Genomic DNA, 18,766 nt, shown 5'->3' on the forward strand with positions numbered 1-18,766 from the left:
GCGCAAGATGCCGTCTGCGCGGGCGTGGGCGCGAGGTGGAAGCAGCGCACTCCAGCCCCCGTCGGCTCAGCCCACCGCCGGTCCGGTGATGGGCCGGCCGTCGGCGTCGTAGGGCCAGACGTTGGTCCGGCAGCCGTGCAACCCCTTGATCTGCTGCATCATCACCGGGGCCGGCCGCCCCGCACCGGGGCACCCTTCGTGACCGTGACCGAGGAAGTGCCCGACCTCGTGATTGATGATCAGGGCCCGGTAGGACGTCACGTCGTCCGCGTAGTACTGCGTGGCCAGCAGCCACCGCTTGAGGTTGACCATGACGTCCTGACCCACGTTGCAGTTGACCTCGCCGCCGGTGTCCAGCCCGTACTGCCCGCAGATGTCGTCCACCGTCTCCGCCGTGGCGAGCCGTACCCGGAAGTCGGACGCGCCGCCCGACACCCGCCGGAACCCCACCTTCCCGTCGGCCGTCCAGCCGCGGTCGTCGGCGAGGATCCGCTCGACCTCGGTCGCGACGTCCCCGGGGGACATCCCGATGCCGTCCTCGACCTGGACCACGTAGGTCAGGGTCCGTCCGCTCCCTCCGACCGGGTCACCGCCGCCCCGGGCGGTGGCGAACGTCCCGGGACCCGAAGACGGGATCGCCTCGGGGGATGCACCGGCGGACGCACTGGAGGACGCACTGGAGGACGCACTGGAGGACGCACTGGAGGACGCACTGGCCGACGGACGAGGAGACGGCTCCTTGCTCGCCGTTGCGGCGGCCCCCGCGGCCCCCGCGGCCTCGGCGGTGTCGGCGGTGTCGGCGGTCTTCGACCGCTGCTCGACGGCCAGGCCGCCGACGACCAGCAGAACGACGCCTGCCGCCGCCCCTGCCCACAGCAGCGGCCGTCTTCCGCTCCGTCTGCGGCGGGAGCGGCTCCCGCGGCGGCGGCGTCGGGCCGCGTCCAGGGACGGCGAGGGCGTCGATCGGTGCTCGTTCATGATCACGCAGCGTGCCCCGGCAGTGTGATCGGCCGTGGACGGCTTTTGGACCGCTCTGTAACAGCCGCCACCCGCCCGCGAACGACCGCCCGGCGGTGCGCATACTGAGGTCCATGCCAAGGGTCCTGATCATCGAAGACGACCGCGCCGTCCGGGAGGGCGTGCGACTGGCCCTGCGCCGCCAGGGGCACGAGGTCGCCGCGGCCGCGACGGGCGAGGAGGGACTGGAGCAGCTGCGGGCCTTCCGGCCCGACGCCGTCGTCCTCGACCTGATGTTGCCCGGCATGCCCGGACTGGAGGTGTGCCGCCGCATCCGCGCCCACGACCAGGTGCCGATCATCATGGCCACCGCCCGCGGCGACGACACGGACATCGTTGTCGGCCTGGAGGCCGGAGCGGACGACTACGTCGTCAAGCCGGTCCGCGCCCGCGTCCTGGACGCCCGCATCCGCGCGGTGCTGCGCCGCGCGGGCAGCGCCTCGGACGAGCCGGGCACGCCGCGCACCGAGCACCACGGCGACCTCGTCATCGACCGGGCCGGACTGACCGTCACCCACGAGGGGCGGCCCGTCGCCCTCGGCCCCTCCGAACTGCGGCTGCTGCTGACGCTGTCCGCCTCGGTCGGGCAGGTGTTCAGCCGCCAGCAGCTCCTGGAAGCGGTGTGGGAGCACAGCTACCACGGGGACGCGCGGCTCGTGGACGCCTGCGTCAAGCGCCTGCGGGCGAAGATCGGCGAGCCCGCGGGCCGGCCGCGCTACGTCCACACCGTGCGCGGCTTCGGCTACCGGTTCGGGGCCCGGTGAGAGTTTCGCGGATGCTGCGCGCGCTGGGCGGGCTGCGCGTGCGGTTGGTGGTGGCCTTCACCCTCGTCGCCGTCGTGGCCACGGTGACCACCGGCGCGCTGACCTTCCGCGAGGCCCGTACCGGAATCCTGCAGCAGAGCCAGGACGCGGTGATCGAGGACTTCCGGCACCGGGTCAACACCCTGGTGGCCAATTACCGGTTCCCGCCGGACGAGTCCGACCTGGGATCGCTCGCCGCCGACGTGGCGCGCGGCGGACGGTCCGGACAGTGGCGGGTACTGGCCGCCTACCGCGGGGCGAGCGCGACGTCCGACCCCGGTGACGCGTTCGAGGAGCTGTCCCCGGCGATGCGCGAGGCCGTGCGCTCCCGCCGGGCCACGGTGTTCCAGCGGGTCTCGCACGACGGCCGCGCCGCCCTCGTCGTCGGCATGCCCGTCACCTTCGCCGGCGCGTACGTCACCGAGCGGGGCGCCTCCGGACTCGAGATCTACCTCACCGTGCCCCAGCGGGAGGAACAGGGCTACGTCGACGCCCTGGTCACCGCCATCGAGCGGGCCACCGTGCCCGCCCTGGCCCTGGCCGTCCTGATCGCCCTCCTGGCCGCGCGCGGGGTCCTGCGTCCCGTGCGGGCCCTGCGCCGGGCGACCCGCAGCATCGCCGAGGGCCGCCTGGACACGCGGCTCAGGGTGCAGGGCACCGACGAACTCGCCGACCTGTCCCGCACCTTCAACGAGACGGCCGCGGCGCTGGAGGGATCGGTCGCCGAGCTGCGGCGCATGGAGGCCGGCGCCCGTCGCTTCGCCGCGGACGTCTCGCACGAACTGCGCACCCCGCTGGCGGCGATGTCGGCGGTGACCGACGTCCTGGACGAGGACGCGGCCGGCCTGGACGAGGACACCGCGACGGCCGTCCGCCTCATCAGTGAGGAGACCACGAAGCTGGCCGGCCTGGTGGACGACCTGATGGAGATCTCCCGCTTCGACGCGGGAGCCGCCGCCCTGCACCTCGACGAGATCGACCTCGCCGAGTCCGTACAGCGCACGCTCGCCTCCCGCGGCTGGCTGGACACGGTGGAGACGAGCCTGCCGGAACCGGGCACGCTGCGGGGCCGGGTCGACCCGCGCCGCCTCGACGTCGTCGTCGCGAACCTCGTCGCCAACGCCCTGCGCCACGGCGCGCCCCCCGTCCGCCTGCACCTCCACGAGGTGGACGACCCCCGCGCGGGTAGGCAGGCGGTCGTCTCCGTCAGGGACGCCGGGGACGGCATCCCCGACAGCGTCCTGCCCCATGTCTTCGACCGGTTCTACAAGTCGGACAGCGCCCGCACCCGCAGCGAGGGCAGCGGCCTCGGGCTGGCCATCACCACGGAGAACGTACGCCTGCACGGCGGCACCGTCCGGGCGGCCAACCATCCGGACGGCGGCGCCGTCTTCACGGTCGTCCTCCCGCTGCGACCGGACGGCGCGCAGGACGCGGTGCCGCACACGGCGAAGGAGGACCGGCCATGAACCCGACGAGACCACCACGGGTGGCCCCAGGCACCCGACGCGCGCTTCCCCTCCTGCTCACGGCGCTCCTGACGCTCTCCGCCTGCGGCATCCCCGCGACCGGGGTGGTCGAGGCGGGCGAACCCGCGACCGGCGTCCTCGAACCGGGCAGGACCGCCGTCCCTTCGGAGACGCAGCCCACGGCGGTACCCGTCGCCACGGTCCCGCTCTACTTCGTCGCGGACGGCGCCCTGGTGGCGGTCCCCCGCGAGGTGCCCGGCACGACCGACCTCGCCGGTACCGTGCTCATGCTGCTGAAGGGCCCGGACGGCCAGGAGCAGGAGCAGGGACTGACGACCGAACTCCCGCCGTCCGCCGTGGCACCCACCGTCCGCACCGACGGAGCCGCGGTCGTCGTCCAGCTGCCGCGGAGCACCGGGAGCCTCACCGACACGGCCGTCGACCAGCTGGCCTGCACGGTGGCCGTCGCCCGGCTGCGCCAGGACCCGGCGCTGGGAAGCGCGCAGGTGACCGTGGAGCAGCCCGGCGGCCGGCTCGCGGGCCGGTCCAGCGACGACTGCCCGACCGGCGACGTGGCCCGCGAGGCCGACAGGACCGCCGGGACGGGCGGGACGGGCGAGCCCGGCGACCCCGGCGTGCCCGGCGGAGGCTGACGGCCCGACACGGCGCGCCCCTGTGGGCCAGGTGGCCCATCCGACCCGTCCCGACGGCACTCCGGCGCGTCAACCCGGCGCCGGTCCCGGCGTGGCCGTCCGTCCGCACCCGGGGTGCCTGGGTACCCTCCGCCGCATGGCGGTGGACAGGAGGACCGAACCGCCGCGCCGGGCACCGGCGCGGTCGCGGACGAACCGCACGCTCGGGCGGGCGCTGACCCGCTGGGCGACGACGACCGATCACAAGGTGATCGGCAACCTGTACATGACGACGTCCTTCGGCTTCTTCCTCTTCGGCGGCGTCCTCGCCCTGCTGATGCGCAGCGAACTGGCCCGTCCCGGGCTCCAGCTGTTCAGCGCTCACCAGTACAACCAGCTCTTCACCGTCCACGGCACGATCATGATGCTGCTGTTCGCGACCCCGCTCTTCGCCGGGTTCACCAACGCCATCATGCCCTTGCAGATCGGCGCCCCGGACGTGGCGTTCCCCCGGCTCAACGCGCTGTCGTACTGGCTGTACCTCTTCGGCGGCCTGATGGTGGTGGCCGGGTTCCTGACCCCCGACGGAGCGGCCGCCTTCGGCTGGTTCGCCTACGCGCCGCTCAACAGCGCGGTCTTCAGCCCCGGCCCGGGCGGCGACCTGTGGACCATGGGACTGGTCGTCACCGGTGTGTCCACCACGCTCGGCGCGGTCAACTTCATCACCACCATCCTGTGCCTGCGCGCGCCCGGCATGACCATGTTCCGGATGCCGATCTTCACCTGGAACGTGCTCTTCACGTCGATCCTCGTGCTGCCGGCCTTTCCCGTGCTGACCGCCGCGCTGTTCGCGCTGGAGGCCGACCGGAAGTTCGGCGCTCACATCTTCGACGCCCCGAGCGGCGGGGCGCTGCTGTGGCAGCACCTGTTCTGGTTCTTCGGGCACCCCGAGGTCTACATCGTGGCGCTGCCGTTCTTCGGCATCGTCTCCGAGATCATCCCGGTCTTCTGCCGCAAGCCGATCTTCGGCTACGTCAGCCTGATCGGCGCCACCATCGCGATCACGATGCTGTCCGCCGTGGTGTGGGCGCACCACATGTTCGCCACCGGGGCCGTGCTGCTGCCCTTCTTCTCCCTCATGTCGTTCCTCATCGCCGTGCCGACCGGGGTGAAGTTCTTCAACTGGATCGGCACGATGATGCGCGGCTCGCTGTCCTTCGAGACACCCATGCTGTGGTCGTGCGGCTTCCTGGTGACCTTCCTGCTCGGCGGCATGAGCGGCGTCCTCATCGCCTCACCGCCGCTGGACTTCCATCTGACGGACTCGTACTTCATCGTCGCCCATCTGCACTACGTGCTGTTCGGCACGGTCGTCTTCGCGATGTTCGCCGGCTTCTACTTCTGGTGGCCCAAGTTCACCGGCAGACTGCTCGACGAACGCCTGGGGAAGATCCACTTCTGGACCCTCTTCGTCGGCTTCCAGACCACGTTCCTCGTCCAGCACTGGCTCGGCCAGCAGGGCATGCCGCGCCGCTACGCCGACTACCTGGCCGCGGACGGCTTCACCACGCTGAACACCGTCAGCTCCATCGGCGCCTTCCTGCTCGGCCTGTCCACGCTGCCGTTCCTGTACAACGTGTGGCGCACCCGCCAGTACGGCACCCCGGTGGAGCACGACGACCCGTGGGGCTACGGCCGTTCCCTCGAATGGGCCACGTCCTGCCCGCCCCCGCGGCACAACTTCACGTCGCTTCCCCGGGTCCGCTCCGAGTCCCCGGCGTTCGACCTGCATCATCCCGACATCAGCCGACACGACCAGAGGCACGTGCAGTGAGGACCGAAGCGCGTCTGTTCACCGGAGTGGCGGCCTTCTTCGCCGTCACCGCGGCCGGCTACGGCTGGTTCTCCCACGAGCCGGCCGGCACCGCCGCACTGACCGTCTCCTTCCTGATGGCGGCGCTCGTCGCGTTCTTCCTGCGCGTGCAGCACCACAAGCGCGGACTGCGGGCGCAGGACCTCGGTGACGCCGAGGTCGTGGACGCCGCGGGCCCGCTGGACTTCTTCCCGCCGCACAGTCCCTGGCCCATCACGGCCGCGCTCGGCGCCGTCGTCCTCGCGCTCGGCATCGTCTACGGCCTGTGGCTCGCGCTGATCGGCTTCGGCGTACTCGCCCTCGCCGTCTTCGGCCTGGTCTTCCAGTACGCCGACCGGGGCGCTCAGCGCTCCAGCTCGCGCGAGGAGGCGGACCGAGGCCCGGGCTCCGGCTCCGTCTCCTCCACGTCGACCCGGTCGCCGTAGTACCACTCGCTGAGCGTCGCCCGCAGCCGCCCCACGTGCGGCGCCTCCGCGTCGGGCGCCGTCGCCGCGAGCGGCTCGGGCTCCCTGCGGGAGCGCAGCACGTACCGCTCCTCGGCGTCGAGCGGTTCGTGGCTCTCGACATAGCCGCCCGCGAGCGTCTGCCGCAGCTCACCCGTCTCCTCACCCTCGGCCAGCCGCTCCCGCTCCCGCTCCTGCAGCGCCAGACAGACACGCTTGGCCACCACGAAGGCGACCGGCGGCACCACCACCAGGGAGATCCGGAAGATCCAGGTCAACAGGTTCAGCGAGATGTCGAAGGTGAGGGCGAGGATGTCGTTGGCGCCCGCGAGCAGCAGGACCGCGTAGAAACAGACCGCCGCCACGCCCAGCCCGGTCCGCACGGGCTTGTTCCGGGGCCGGTCGCACAGATGGTGTTCGTCGTGGTCCCCCGTCACCCAGCGTTCGAAGAACGGGTAGGCGTACAGCACCGTGAACAGGGCGCCCGGCAGCACGACCGCGGGCACCAGCACGTTCCACATGACGGTGTGGCCCGCCACCGCCGTCTCGAACGGCGGCATCAGCCGCAGCGACCCCTCCAGAAAGCCCACGTACCAGTCCGGCTGGGAGCCCGTGGAGACGATGTCCGGGCGATAGGGGCCGTACGCCCAGATCGGGTTGATCTGCGCCACCGCCGAGAGCACCGTCAGCACGCCGAAGACCATGAAGAACAGGCCGGTCGAGTTCGTCATGAACTGCGGGAACATCGGCCTGCCCACGGCGTTGCGCTCGGTGCGGCCGCGCCCCGCCCACTGGGTGTGCTTCAGATAGAACACCAGGACCAGATGGAGCGTGACCAGCGCCAGCAGCAGCCCGGGGATCAGCAGGATGTGCAGTGAGTACAGCCGGGGGATCAGATCGTCGCCGGGATACTCGCCGCCGAACGCGAACATGCTGACGTACGTCCCCACCACCGGGATGGACAGCATGATCCCCTGCGCGATCCGCATGCCCGTCCCGGACAGCAGATCGTCGGGCAGCGAGTAGCCGGCGAAGCCCTCGGCGAGCGCCAGCACGAACAGCGTCAGGCCGATCGCCCAGTTCACCTCACGCGGTCGGCGGAACGCGCCGGTGAAGAAAATCCGCAGCAGATGCACCCCGATGGCCGACAGGAACACCAGAGCCGCCCAGTGGTGCAGCTGCCGGATCAGCAGACCGCCGCGGACGTCGAAACTGATGTCCAGGGTCGAGCGGTACGCCTCCGACATGCTCAGCCCGAGCAGCGGCTCGTACGACCCGTCGTAGACCACCTCCGTCATCGACGGCTTGAAGAACAGCGTCAGCCAGACACCGCTCAGCAGCAGCACGACGAAGCTGTACAGGGCGATCTCACCGAGAAGGAACGACCAGTGCTCGGGGAAGGCCTTGCGCAGCAGCCCCCCGCCCTCGGAGACGGGGAGCCGGCCGTCGGCCCAGGTGACGGTGTGTTCCGCCGCGTATCGGGCCCGCGCACCCGCGCGGGCCCTTCTCCTCTTCAACAGCACGCCGCATGGGTTCCCGTGCGGCCGGGGCGGAAACTACGCTCCGTCCGCGCCCGGTCACCTTCGGCTTGCCGCGTCGGCCTCGCGGGTCAGTGTCCGCCCGGCCCGCCGCTGCCGAACGAACCGCTGCTGCCCTCGTCCCAGCGCGGCCGCTCCTGCCCGGAGGCGGTGCGGCTGCCCCGGTGACCGAGGTCGTGCGGCAGCGTCCGGTCGTCGCTCCTCGGCATCTCGTCGGGCTCCCGCCGCTCCCGTACCTCGTGCACGGGCCCCTCGTCGGGCATACGGGGCTGCTCCTCGGGGCGCGGTGGCGGCGACTCCCGGCGCTTTTGCCGGCTTCCGAAAGCGAAGGCTCCGATCAGCAGGGCCACGACCACGACGGCCGCGACGACCAGGCCGATGCCGAGCGCGCCGGAGCCGGCGGCCAGTTCCATCCATGCGTGGTTCATGGAGCGCGGGTACCCCCGCTCCACGCCCGCAACCTGCTCAGCCCGACCGGGCCGCTCGCGTCTGCGAACGGTTGGCCTTGCGGATCGCCGACAGCAGCTCCGCCTTCGACATCCGCGACCGTCCCGGCACGCCGAGCTGCCGGGCGAGGCCGTACAGATGCTCCTTCGAGGCCTGCTCGTCGACGCCCTCGCCGCTGCGTCCGCCCTGCCCGCGCGGCCGCGCCGACTGCGGGTCGGAGGGGCCCTTGCGGCCGCCCTCCTTGCGCTCCCAGTGGTCGCCGACCTTCTCGTACTTGTGCTTCAGGGCCCCGTACGCCACCCGATGGGCCCGCTCGCCCTCGCCGTACTCCTCCACGGCCGAGTCGTGGGCCTTGATCCAGGTGCGCTGGGCGTCCCTGGGGGAGCGCTCCAGGGTCGACGGCAGTTCCTCTCGTCCCGGCATGTCGTGCACCTCCGTGCGTCGTCGCGGTCGTCGCCGTGGCCGGCTCCGGAAGAGTTCACGGGTGCCCGGCGGCCCACCCCGAAAACGAGCCGGAACCCTTGGGAACACAGGGCGCGGCGGGTTTGGCGCGGCCCCCGGGGGCAACTCGCGCGGTGTGACAACGACGACGACTTCCCACCAGACGACGTCTCAGGAGACGGCGACGTGACGGCGACGTCCCAGCAGGAACTGTTCCGCTTCCTGGAGGACCGCTTCGCCTGCGCCCAGGCGTGCACCGAGTGCGCGCGGGCGTGCGCACTGCGGGCGAGCCTCGTGGACCCCGACGGGACCGAGAACCAGGAGCTCGTACGGCGCAAGGGCATCATGTGCGCGGAGGTCTGCGACGCGACGTGCCGGGTGCTGTCCGAGCAGAACCAGGTGGACGAGGCCGCCATCCGCGTCCAGCTGGAGTGGTGCCGGCAGGTGTGCCTGGAGAGCGCGCACGTCTTCGACGCGCACCCGGGCGCCGAGGAGAGCGCCCAGGCCTGCCGCGACTGCGCCCGGGCCTGCGGAGAGTTCCTCGCCACCCTGCGCTGACGCCCTGGGGGCGCCGGGCGCAGGGCGTTAGCCTGCCGGTATGACGGCGACGCGGACGGACGACCGCTCGGGTGACCCGGGACTGTTCGGGCCCGGCTCGGTGACGTGGCAGGCGCACGGCGACCCGATGATGTGGATTGCCGGGGTCCGTGCGCTGTACCTCCAGGCCCTGCACCCGCGCGCCGTGCGCGGCGTCATGCAGAACAGCGACTTCCGCAGCGACGCCTGGGGCCGGCTCCTGCGCACCGCGAGCTTCGTCGGCACCACGACGTACGGCACCACCGAGGCCGCCGAGCGGGCCGGCGCCCGCGTACGGAGGATCCACCGCATGCTCGGCGCGACCGACCCCGATACGGGAGAGCGGTACGGCGTCGACGAACCCGCGCTGCTGCTGTGGGTGCACTGCGCCGAGATCGGCTCCTACCTGCACGTCCTGCGCCGCTCCGGGTTCCCCCTCACGGACGCCCACGCCGACCGCTACCTCGCCGAGCACCGGCACAGCGCCCGCCTGGTCGGCCTCGATCCCGACGCCGTACCCGGGAACCGGGCCGAGCTGGCCGCCTACTTCGCGCGGGTACGGCCCGAGCTGGCCGCGGGCGACGAGGCGCGCGAGGTGGACGAGTTCCTGCTCCGCCCGCCGACGCACCCCCTTCTGGTCCCGGCACGCGAGCTGCTGTGGCGACGGGTCGCTCATCTGGCGTACGACTCCCTACCGCAGTACGCGCAGGAGCTCTACGGCAGACCGGCCCCCGCACCCGCCACCGTCACCCGGCGGCTGCGGCTCACCGGCACCCTCCTGCGCGCGATTCCCGCACGTCTGCGCTGGCAGCTGCCGCCCAAACACATCCTCGGCGCCATGGCACGGCTCGGTCCGGGCGCGCGCCCGGCACCATACAAACTCGGGCCATAGACCGCCATACTGGACCGGCCAGGGGAGGGCGGGGCGGACAGAACCACGGGGGCGGGCGTAGCCATGGGGGACAGCACGCTGATCCAGGGCCGGTACCGGCTGCTCGACCAGATCGGACGCGGCGGCATGGGCGAGGTGTGGCGGGCCCGGGACGAGTCACTGGGCCGGCGCGTCGCCGTCAAGTGCCTCAAGCCGCTGGGCACGCAGCACGACCATTCCTTCACCCGGGTGCTCAGGGAGCGGTTCCGGCGCGAGGCCCGGGTGGCCGCGGCGCTCCAGCACCGCGGGGTGACCGTCGTGCACGACTTCGGCGAGTGGGACGGCGTGCTCTTCCTGGTCATGGAGTTACTGGAGGGCCGTGACCTGAGCCGGCTCCTGGAGGACAACAAGCACCATCCGCTGCCGGTGCCCGACGTCGAGGACATCGCCGAACAGGTCGCCGCCGCGCTCGCCTACACCCACGACCAGGGCATCGTGCACCGCGACCTGAAGCCAGCGAACATCGTGCGGCTCACCGACGGCACCGTGAAGATCTGCGACTTCGGCATCGCCCGGCTCGGCCACGACGTGGGCTTCACCGCCCGGCTGACCGGCACCGGCATCGCCATGGGCACCCCGCACTACATGTCGCCGGAGCAGATCGGCGGCGACGAGGTCGACCGGCGCAGCGACCTGTACTCGCTGGGCTGCGTGCTCTACGAGATCGCCACCGGCGTCCCGCCGTTCGACCTCGACGACGCCTGGGCGATCCTCGTCGGCCACCGGGACACCGCGCCCGAACCGCCGCGCACCCACCGCGCCGAACTGCCCGCGTACCTGGACCGGCTGATCCTGGACCTGCTGGCCAAACGGCCCGAGGAGCGCCCGGACGACGCCCGCGAGCTGGTCCGCCGCATCACCGCCGGCCGTACGGCGCCGGGGTACGCGCCGGCCGTGCCGGCACCCCGGCCGCGGACGCCCGAGCCGGTCGGGGGCCGGGCCGCGCTGCCCTCCTGGACCCACGGCATGACCACCGGCCCCAAGGCGACCGGTACCGGTCCGCGCTCCACGCCCCCGGCCCCCGGGGCGGGTATGTCCGGCGCGTGGATCCCGCGGCCCGGCGGCGACGAGGTGGCCGCGCCCGCCCCCGACGAGCGGGCCGACCCGGCGCCGGAGGCGGTCACCTCGCTGGCCGGGCGGCACAACGCGGGTCTGAGCCTGGGACGGCTCGGCCGCTGGGAGGAGGCGGGGGAGGTGCACCGCGCGGTGGCCGACGAACGCGAACGCCTGCTCGGCCCCGACCACCCCGACACCCTCGCCAGCCGCTACGAGGTCGCCTTCACCCTCGGCCGCACCGGTCACGCCGCCGAGGCACTGCGCGTGTACAAGCGGGTCGCCGAGGCCAGGATCCGGGTGCTGGGCGCCGACCACGCCGACACGCTCGCCGTCCGCCAGGAGATGGCGTACACCCTGGGGCGGCTGGGCCGCTACGCCGACGCCCACCAGGTCTACACGTCGGTCCTCGCCGCCCGCGAGCGCACCATGGGCGCCGACCACCCCGACACCCTGCGCTGCCGACACAACCTCGCCTTCAACCTCGGCCGGCTCGGCCGCCCGGAGGACGCCCACCGCATGGCCCGCGAGGTGGCCGCCGCCCGCGCCCGCGTGCTCGGCCCCGATCACCCCGACACCCTGGTCACCCGCTACGAGGTGGCCTACGAGCTCGGCCGGCTCGACCGCTGGCAGGAGGCCCTCGCCACCTATCAGGAGGTCGCCGGGGCCCGGGAGCGGGCACTCGGCCCGGACCACCCCGACACCCTCGCCGCCCGCTACGAGATCGGCATCAGCCTCGGCCGACTCGGCCGCAGCGCCGAAGCGCTCACGCTGTACGACGGGCTGATCGACGACCGCACCCGCGTCCAGGGCCCCGAGCACCCCGAGACGCTGCGCGCCCGGCACGGCCTGGGCGTCAACCTCGGCCGGCTCGGCCGCTGGGCGGAGGCGCTCGCCGAGTCCCGCGAGGTGTGCGCGATCCGCGAACGCGTCCTCGGCCCCGACCACCCGGACACCCTGGTCAGCCGTCGCGAGGTCGCCGTCGGCCTGGGCTGGCTGGGCGACTGGTCCGCCGCCCTCACCGAGTACCGCAGGGTCGCCACCGCCCGCGAACGCGTCCTGGGCCCGGACCACCCCGACACCCTCACCGCCCGCGACGACGAGGCCCACTGCCTGGAACAACTCGGCCGCGGCGCCGAGGCCGTGGAGCTGTACCGCAGAATGGCAGCACTCCGCCGAACGGCCGCCCGCTGAGCCCGGCGGGACAGCGCGTCCGTGTCCCCCGGCAAGGGGTGCCGCAGTGGGCTGGTCGGCCTCGATCGGCTCGTGTTACCCAGGACCATGACGACGACCACCCCGCATCCCGCGTCCCGCTCCTACGACGCCGTCGTCGTCGGCGGCGGACACAACGGTCTGGTCGCCGCCGCCTACCTGGCCCGCGCCGGCCGCTCCGTGCTGGTGCTGGAACGACTGGACCACACCGGAGGAGCGGCCGTGTCCACGCGGCCGTTCGCCGGGATCGACGCACGGCTGTCGCGGTACTCCTACCTGGTCAGTCTGTTGCCGAGGAAGATCGTGCGGGAGCTGGACCTCGACTTCCGGGTGTGCGGACGCACCGTCTCCTCGTACACGCCCGTGGAGCGGAACGGCCGACCCACCGGGCTCCTCGTCGGCGGGGACGAGCGGCGCACCCGGGAGTCGTTCGCCCGGCTCACCGGCTCGGAGCGGGAGTACGCGGCCTGGCAGCGCTTCTACGGCATGACCGGGCACGTCGCCCAGCGGGTCTTCCCCACCCTCACCGAGCCGCTGCCCTCCCGGGACGAACTGCGCCGCAGGGTCGACGACGAGGAGGCCTGGCGGGCCCTGTTCGAGGAGCCGATCGGTGTCGCCATCGAGGAGCACTTCGCGGACGACCTGGTGCGCGGAGTGGCCCTCACCGACGCGCTGATCGGCACCTTCGCCGACGCCCACGACCCCTCCCTGCGCCAGAACCGCTGCTTCCTCTATCACGTGATCGGCGGCGGCACCGGCGCCTGGGACGTGCCGGTCGGTGGCATGGGCGCCCTCACCGACGCCCTGGCCGGCGCGGCACGCGCAGCGGGGGCCGTGCTCGCCACCGGCCACGAGGCGGTACGGATCGACACCGACGGGCGCGCGGCAGAGGTCACCTACCGTTCGGCCTACGGCGAGGGCGTCGCCGCCGCCCGCCACGTCCTGGTGAACGCCTCCCCGCAGGAACTGGCGGCGCTCACCGGTCAGGCACCGCCCGCGCCCGCCGAGGGCGCCCAGCTCAAGGTCAACATGCTGCTGAAGCGGCTGCCGGCGCTGCGCGACCCCGCGGCCGACCCGCGCCAGGCCTTCGCCGGAACCTTCCACATCGCGGAGGGATACGAGCAGCTCGCCGACGCCCACGCCCGGGCCGCGGCCGGCGAACCGCCCGCCGCCCCGCCCTCCGAGATCTACTGCCACTCGCTGACCGATCCCACGATCCTCGGCCCGGACCTCACCGCGCAGGGCATGCACACGCTCACCCTGTTCGGCCTGCACACGCCCGCCCGCCTCTTCGCCCGGGACAACGACGCCGTACGCGAGAAACTGCTCACGTCGACCCTCGACCAGCTCGACGCCCATCTCGCCGAACCCCTCGCCGACTGCCTGGCCACCGACGCCGACGGACGGCCCTGCATCGAGGCCAGGTCGCCGCTCGACCTGGAGCGCGATCTGCGCCTGCCCGGCGGCAACATCTTCCACCGCGAGCTGTCCTGGCCCCACGCCCAGGCAGGTACCGGCCGCTGGGGCGTGGAGACCGGACAGGCGAACGTCCTGCTGTGCGGCGCGGGCGCGGTGCGCGGGGGAGGGGTCAGCGGGGTGCCGGGGCACAACGCGGCGATGGCGGTGCTGGAGCAGACGGTGAACTGACGGGTGCATGCGCCGGACGGGGCTGGGTACCGCGACATAACGGAAATTCCGTACTTTTCACCAGCGCGACAAGGAGCCAGTCATGGCGGACCTCAGCCCCATCGACCTGCAGAAGGCGCTCAGCGGCATGGACTACCCGGCGGACAAGAAGTCGCTCGTCGACTGCGCCCGCAAGAACAAGGCCGACGACAAGGTCGTGAGCCGCCTCGACGGCCTCAAGGAGAACAGCTTCGACGGGCCGAACGAAGTACAGAAGGCCGTCTTCAACGGCTAGCGACACCGGGCCGCCTGTCTAGTCGGCCGACGCAGTCCACCCCGCCGCCCGGATCCGCGCCGCGTCCGCCGGGCGCGCGTCGTGGAACAGGACGCCGTCGGCCGACTCCGCGCGCACCCCGTCCACGTAGGCACCGCGGCCCACGTAGAGCCGGTCGGTCGTGTACCGCCAGCGCAGCGTGAGCCCTCGGGCGGCGGGGAGGTCCGCCGTCAGCCGGTGCCAGACCCGCCCCGACCAGCCGGTGGCCGAGCCCGCCGGATGCTCCCGTGGCGCCGCACCGCGCCGCACGGTGGTGAACGGGACCGGCGCCCAGGTGGCGCCGCCGTCGGTCGTGGCCTCCAGGACGAGGGCGTCCGAGCCCGGTTCGGTGTCCCACCACAGCGAGCAGCCCAGCCGCGCCCCGCCGGCGGACGTGTCCAGCGCGGGCAGCGTGAGCGTCGCCGTCGAGGAGCTCGCCGTCCCGGAGAACCACGCCGTACGTCCGTGTGCGGGACGCACCGGCACGGCCCGCGCCATGTGGGTGGCGGCCGCGACCCGCGGCGCGGAACCCGAGCGCCAACTGCGCACCGGGTGCACCGAGTTGCCCAGCACCACCAGGAACGAGTCGGTCGTCGGGTCCAGCACCAGCGAGGTGCCGGTGAACCCGGTGTGCCCGGCCGTGCGCGGCGTGGCCATCGCGCCCATGTACCAGTGCTGGTAGAGCTCGAAGCCGAGGCCGTGCTCGTCGCCGGGGAAGTCGGTGTTGAAGTCGGTGAACATCAGCTCCACCGACTCCGGCCGCAGGATGCGCGCCCGGCCGTAGGAACCGCCGTTGAGCAGCGTACGGCCGAGCACCGCCAGGTCCCAGGCGCAGGAGAACACCCCCGCGTGGCCGGCGACGCCGCCGAGGCTGAAGGCGTTCTCGTCGTGCACCTCGCCCCACACCAGCCCGCGGTCGAGTCCGGACCAGGGCGCCCGGGCGTCCTCCGTGGCCGCGATCCGCCCTCTCCAGGAGGCGGGCGGGTTGTAGCGGGTGCGGTCGAGGCCGAGCGGGGCGGTGACCTCCTCGCGCAGCAGGACGTCCAGGGCACGGCCCGTGACCTTCTCCAGCACCAGCTGGAGCGAGATCATGTTGAGGTCGGAGTAGAGGTAGGCGGTGCCGGGCGGGCCGACCGGCGCCTCGTCGAAGACGAGCCGGACCTTCTCCTCGTAGGTCGGCGCCTTGTACAGCGGTATCCAGGCCCGGAACCCGGAGGTGTGCGTCAGCAGCTGCCGGACCGTCACGTCCTGCTTGCCCGCACGGCCGAACTCCGGCAGGTACGAGGCGACCGGCGCCTCCAGCTCCAGCGCACCCCGTTCCAGCTGTTGCACGGCCAGGATCGACGTGAACAGCTTGGAGATCGACGCGAGGTCGAACACCGTGTCCTCGGCCATGGGGATCTGCTCCCCGGCCGGGAACTCGATGCCGGTGTCGGTCTTCTCGTCGTAGGCCCGGTAGCGCACCGCCATGCCGATCGGCTCGTGCAGCGCCACCGTGCCGCCGCGGCCGGCGAGCAGTACGGCGCCCGCGTACCAGGGGTGCTCGGGGGAGGGACCGAGGAACGCCTCGGCGTCGGTGACGAGTTGGCGCAGATGTCCCCGGAGCAGCCCGGCGCGCTCGGCGGAGCCGCGCCGCAGCGTGGGGCGGCGGCCCTGGTCCGCGACGGCCTCGGCCGGTCCGGCCGCGAACGGGGCGATGGCCAGGGCACCGCCCAGGGCCAGGGCGCCGGCGCCCAGTTGCCGCCGAGTGAATCCGCTCGTCGCCTGTCCGGCCATCGAAGAGCCTCCCGCCACCGAAGCTGAAAGTATCTTTCGTGGATCGCCGTGCGGAGTGAAACTTTCCTGTCAGTGACGGGTCGTGTCAATGGGGCGTACGGAGTTGACGAAGCGACGGACCCGCCCGGCAGACCGCCGGACGGGTCGCGGTGCGGTGCGGCTCAGTGTTCGCGCACCCGAACCACCCGGAGGTCGGGCGACGACCGGATGTCGCGCTCGCAGAAGCGGGACGTCACCCACTTCTCCCCGGAGAACAGCCGGGTCTGGTCGGCGTAGTGCCGCGAGCCGGGGTTGGAGGACTGGGAGTAGGTCAGCAGCGTACGGGCCACCGGGCACCGGCTCCCGTCCCAGCCCACGGCCTGGATGTAGCTGGAACCGGTGGTCACCTCGGTGTATCCGCCGCCGGCCGGGTTCCACACGGGCTCGATCTTGTTCCAGATCCCCAGCGACTCCGTGCCGCCGCCCACGGGGATGCGCTCGCCGCCCCGCACGACGAACTGGTGCTCACCGAGCGGCGCGTCGAGTGGGATGCCCGCCGCCCGCAGCTCACCCACCGCGTCGGCCAGGGCGGTGGCGAAGCCCGGCGCGTCCGTGTTCAGGGTGTTCGGGGTGCCGACCGGGTCCGCGGCGGAGAACGGCACCTTCCACAACTGCCCCGACGGCACAGCCCTGTTGAGGCTCCGCCAGAACCGGTCGAAGAGCAGCGCGCCCCTGCTGTCGGTGTCGACGGTGCGGTCCCAGCCGGCGAGCACACCGCAGGCCTCCCCGACGTCGACGGCGTTCCCGTCGCTGTCCGTCGCCGTGCCGCCCGGCAGCGCCGCGCAGGCCCGCGACGCGTCGGCCGCGACCAGGTCCCCGGCGGGCGCCCGGTTGGCGAACTGCTGCCGCTGCAGGTCCCGTACGGTCAGCTCACCCCGGTCCGCCATCGCCGCCACGTCCGCGATCGCACCCCGCGTCCGCATCGACCGCTGGGTGCCGACCGTGCCGAAGACCCGCTCGTAACCGGTGAGCGGCCGGTCCGCGTTGGCCAGCCAGGCGCTGTCGTTGGAGTTCTCCGCGTACGGCGCGTCCTCCAGCGTCGGCATGCGCGACGGGCCGAAGATCCCCGGCTGTACGGCGTCCCGGTCCCGGCCCGGCGCGCAGTCGCCGCGCGAGCCGTCCAGCACCGCGAGCCCCGAGGACGCGTAGGTGGCCCTGCCGAGCGGCGTGGAGCAGCGCTCGGCCAGGTCGTCGGTGATGCGGGGGAGCACCTGCGACTGCGTGAACAGCGTGTGACCGCGCGAGTCGGCGGCGATCGTGTTCACCCACGGCAGCCCCTGCGTGCGGCGCAGCGCGTCCCGTACGTCGTCCGTGCCGCGGGCCCGGCTGAAGCCCAGCGCGGTGTCGGAGGCGCGGAGGTTGGCGGCGTTCGGGTCGTTCAGCGCGTACGCCGTCGTCGCCGTCCACGGCAGGGGCAGCGAGGCGCCGAGCGACGTCACCACGGGTCCGTACCGGGTCCACCACTGGGTCTTGGTCACCGGGTCGCCGCCCCGCACCGGTACGGTGACGGACCGTTTCGTCATCCGCTCGCGCCTGCCGTCCACCAGGTAGACCGTCGGGTCGGCCGGGTCCAGCGTCAGCTGGTGCAGATTGAGCGTGACACCGGTGGCGACGGTGTGGCTCCAGGCGACGTGCGCGTTGTGGCCTATGGACACCGTCGCGGAGCCGAGCAGGGAGCCGCCCGCGACGTCGAGCCGTCCCGGGATCGTCTGCTGCGACTGCCAGAACCGGCGCCCGCCGTGCCACGGGTAGTGCGGGTTGCCGAGCAGCAGCCCGCGGCCGTTCGCCGTGGTGCGCCCGCTGAAGGCGACGGCATTGGAACCCATGTCCGCGTTGTCGGCGGCGAACAGGTCCCGTGCGGCGCGCGCCACCGCCTCCGCCCCCGGCTCCCGGGCGGAGCCCGCCGCTGCGTTCGCGGCCGGCGGCTGTGCGGCCGTGATGCCGTCCACCGCGCGTCCCTGGCCGCCGAGCACGGAGAGGGCGAAGCCGCGCACGGCCACGTCCAGCGAGGTCACCGGCCGTACCCAGGCCGCGCCCCGGCACGCCGGGTCGGTGATCCGGTTCTGCTCCAGCCATGCGTTGTAGCCCGCCGCGAAGCCCCGCATCAGCTCCTTCGCGTCCCGGCTGGGACCGCGCGGCGCCGGCTCGGCGAGCAGCTTCTCCACGGTGCCCGCCCGGCGCACTCCCCGGAAGTACAGGTCGCTGGAGAGGTTCGTGGCGGCCGAGGAGAGCGAGAGGTCGGACACCGCGTCGGCGCCGAAGTGGCGGGAGCGTTCGCCGCGCACGGTCGTGAAACCGTCGGCCAGTGTGCACACCTGGTCCGCGGCCTGGGCCCAGCCGGTGCCGAAGCCGAGGTTCGCGTAGTCCTCGGCGACGATGTGCGGAATGCCGTACTCGGTGTAGCGGATGACGGCGGACAGCCCGCCGTGGGACGGACGTTCGTGCCGGTCACCGGAGCGTTCCGCCGCCGCGGCGGGCAGCGTGGTCGCGGCGGTGAGCAGGGCGAGGGCCGTGACGACGAGCCGTCTCGGGCGTATGCGCATCGTGCCTCCCGACGTCTTTGGGGGAAGGGGCGGC

The 18,766-nt window shown here is 73.0% G+C and carries 16 protein-coding genes; 10 read left to right on the forward strand and 6 right to left on the reverse strand.

The features are described 5' to 3' along the window. Positions 1-66: 66 nt before the first annotated feature. Complete coding sequence (locus tag ACIGO6_RS34275; RefSeq protein WP_399883226.1) at positions 67-978, reverse strand: DUF3152 domain-containing protein; 912 nt, start codon at positions 976-978, stop codon at positions 67-69. A 113-nt stretch (positions 979-1,091) separates the two neighbouring features. Between ACIGO6_RS34275 and ACIGO6_RS34280 the strand changes: the two genes are divergently transcribed. From ACIGO6_RS34280 to ACIGO6_RS34300, 5 genes are all read left to right on the forward strand, one after another. Further along, complete coding sequence (locus tag ACIGO6_RS34280) at positions 1,092-1,781, forward strand: response regulator (protein WP_399883228.1); 690 nt, start codon at positions 1,092-1,094, stop codon at positions 1,779-1,781. A gap of 11 nt (positions 1,782-1,792) precedes the next feature. Next, a complete protein-coding gene (locus ACIGO6_RS34285; protein ID WP_399883230.1) occupies positions 1,793-3,289 on the forward strand; it encodes an ATP-binding protein in 1,497 nt (498 codons plus the stop codon). Beyond that, complete coding sequence (locus ACIGO6_RS34290) at positions 3,286-3,942, forward strand: hypothetical protein (protein ID WP_399883232.1); 657 nt, start codon at positions 3,286-3,288, stop codon at positions 3,940-3,942. The genes ACIGO6_RS34285 and ACIGO6_RS34290 overlap by 4 nt, the downstream gene beginning before the upstream one ends. A gap of 136 nt (positions 3,943-4,078) precedes the next feature. Further along, positions 4,079-5,755 (forward strand): cytochrome c oxidase subunit I, encoded by a 1,677-nt coding sequence (gene ctaD, locus ACIGO6_RS34295; RefSeq protein WP_399883234.1) that lies wholly within the window; start codon positions 4,079-4,081, stop codon positions 5,753-5,755. Next, positions 5,752-6,219 (forward strand): cytochrome c oxidase subunit 4, encoded by a 468-nt coding sequence (locus tag ACIGO6_RS34300; RefSeq protein WP_399883236.1) that lies wholly within the window; start codon positions 5,752-5,754, stop codon positions 6,217-6,219. The genes ctaD and ACIGO6_RS34300 overlap by 4 nt, the downstream gene beginning before the upstream one ends. Here the strand turns inward: ACIGO6_RS34300 and ACIGO6_RS34305 are convergent. The 3 genes from ACIGO6_RS34305 to ACIGO6_RS34315 form a co-directional block, all read right to left on the reverse strand. Next, a complete protein-coding gene (locus ACIGO6_RS34305) occupies positions 6,138-7,760 on the reverse strand; it encodes a cytochrome bc complex cytochrome b subunit (protein WP_399883238.1) in 1,623 nt (540 codons plus the stop codon). The genes ACIGO6_RS34300 and ACIGO6_RS34305 overlap by 82 nt on opposite strands. 86 nt (positions 7,761-7,846) lie before the next feature. Then, entirely contained in the window at positions 7,847-8,203 is a 357-nt protein-coding gene (locus tag ACIGO6_RS34310; protein WP_399883240.1) for a DUF6479 family protein, read from the reverse strand. Positions 8,204-8,240: 37 nt separating this feature from the next. Beyond that, positions 8,241-8,645, reverse strand: coding sequence for a ChaB family protein (locus tag ACIGO6_RS34315; RefSeq protein WP_399883242.1), 405 nt, complete (start codon positions 8,643-8,645; stop codon positions 8,241-8,243). Positions 8,646-8,849: 204 nt separating this feature from the next. Here ACIGO6_RS34315 and ACIGO6_RS34320 point away from each other — a divergent pair, with 204 nt between their 5' ends. The 5 genes from ACIGO6_RS34320 to ACIGO6_RS34340 all read left to right on the forward strand — a co-directional run bounded on the left by ACIGO6_RS34320 (position 8,850) and on the right by ACIGO6_RS34340 (position 14,356). Beyond that, the gene (locus tag ACIGO6_RS34320) at positions 8,850-9,221 is read left to right on the forward strand and encodes a four-helix bundle copper-binding protein (RefSeq protein ID WP_399883244.1); all 372 of its coding nucleotides are present in this window, start codon (positions 8,850-8,852) and stop codon (positions 9,219-9,221) included. 40 nt (positions 9,222-9,261) lie between these two features. Beyond that, the gene (locus tag ACIGO6_RS34325) at positions 9,262-10,131 is read left to right on the forward strand and encodes an oxygenase MpaB family protein (protein WP_399883246.1); all 870 of its coding nucleotides are present in this window, start codon (positions 9,262-9,264) and stop codon (positions 10,129-10,131) included. Between the two features lie 63 nt (positions 10,132-10,194). Further along, on the forward strand, positions 10,195-12,417 hold the full coding sequence (locus ACIGO6_RS34330; RefSeq protein WP_399883248.1) for a tetratricopeptide repeat protein: 2,223 nt from the start codon (positions 10,195-10,197) through the stop codon (positions 12,415-12,417). A gap of 87 nt (positions 12,418-12,504) precedes the next feature. Further along, a complete protein-coding gene (locus ACIGO6_RS34335) occupies positions 12,505-14,082 on the forward strand; it encodes a phytoene desaturase family protein (RefSeq protein WP_399883250.1) in 1,578 nt (525 codons plus the stop codon). 82 nt (positions 14,083-14,164) lie between these two features. Further along, entirely contained in the window at positions 14,165-14,356 is a 192-nt protein-coding gene (locus ACIGO6_RS34340; protein ID WP_055420399.1) for a DUF2795 domain-containing protein, read from the forward strand. 18 nt (positions 14,357-14,374) lie between these two features. Here ACIGO6_RS34340 and ACIGO6_RS34345 read toward each other — a convergent pair whose 3' ends face one another. Both ACIGO6_RS34345 and ACIGO6_RS34350 read right to left on the reverse strand, forming a co-directional pair. Continuing rightward, positions 14,375-16,150, reverse strand: coding sequence for a serine hydrolase (locus ACIGO6_RS34345; RefSeq protein ID WP_399883252.1), 1,776 nt, complete (start codon positions 16,148-16,150; stop codon positions 14,375-14,377). 161 nt (positions 16,151-16,311) lie between these two features. After that, positions 16,312-18,732 carry a penicillin acylase family protein gene (locus ACIGO6_RS34350; protein WP_399883254.1) on the reverse strand — a complete coding sequence of 807 codons (2,421 nt, stop codon included), beginning with the start codon at positions 18,730-18,732 and terminating at the stop codon, positions 16,312-16,314. Between the last annotated feature and the right edge of the window lie 34 nt (positions 18,733-18,766).

The sequence above is a fragment of the Streptomyces sp. NPDC053750 genome (assembly GCF_044544295.1).
Classification (GTDB): Bacteria; Actinomycetota; Actinomycetes; order Streptomycetales; family Streptomycetaceae; genus Streptomyces.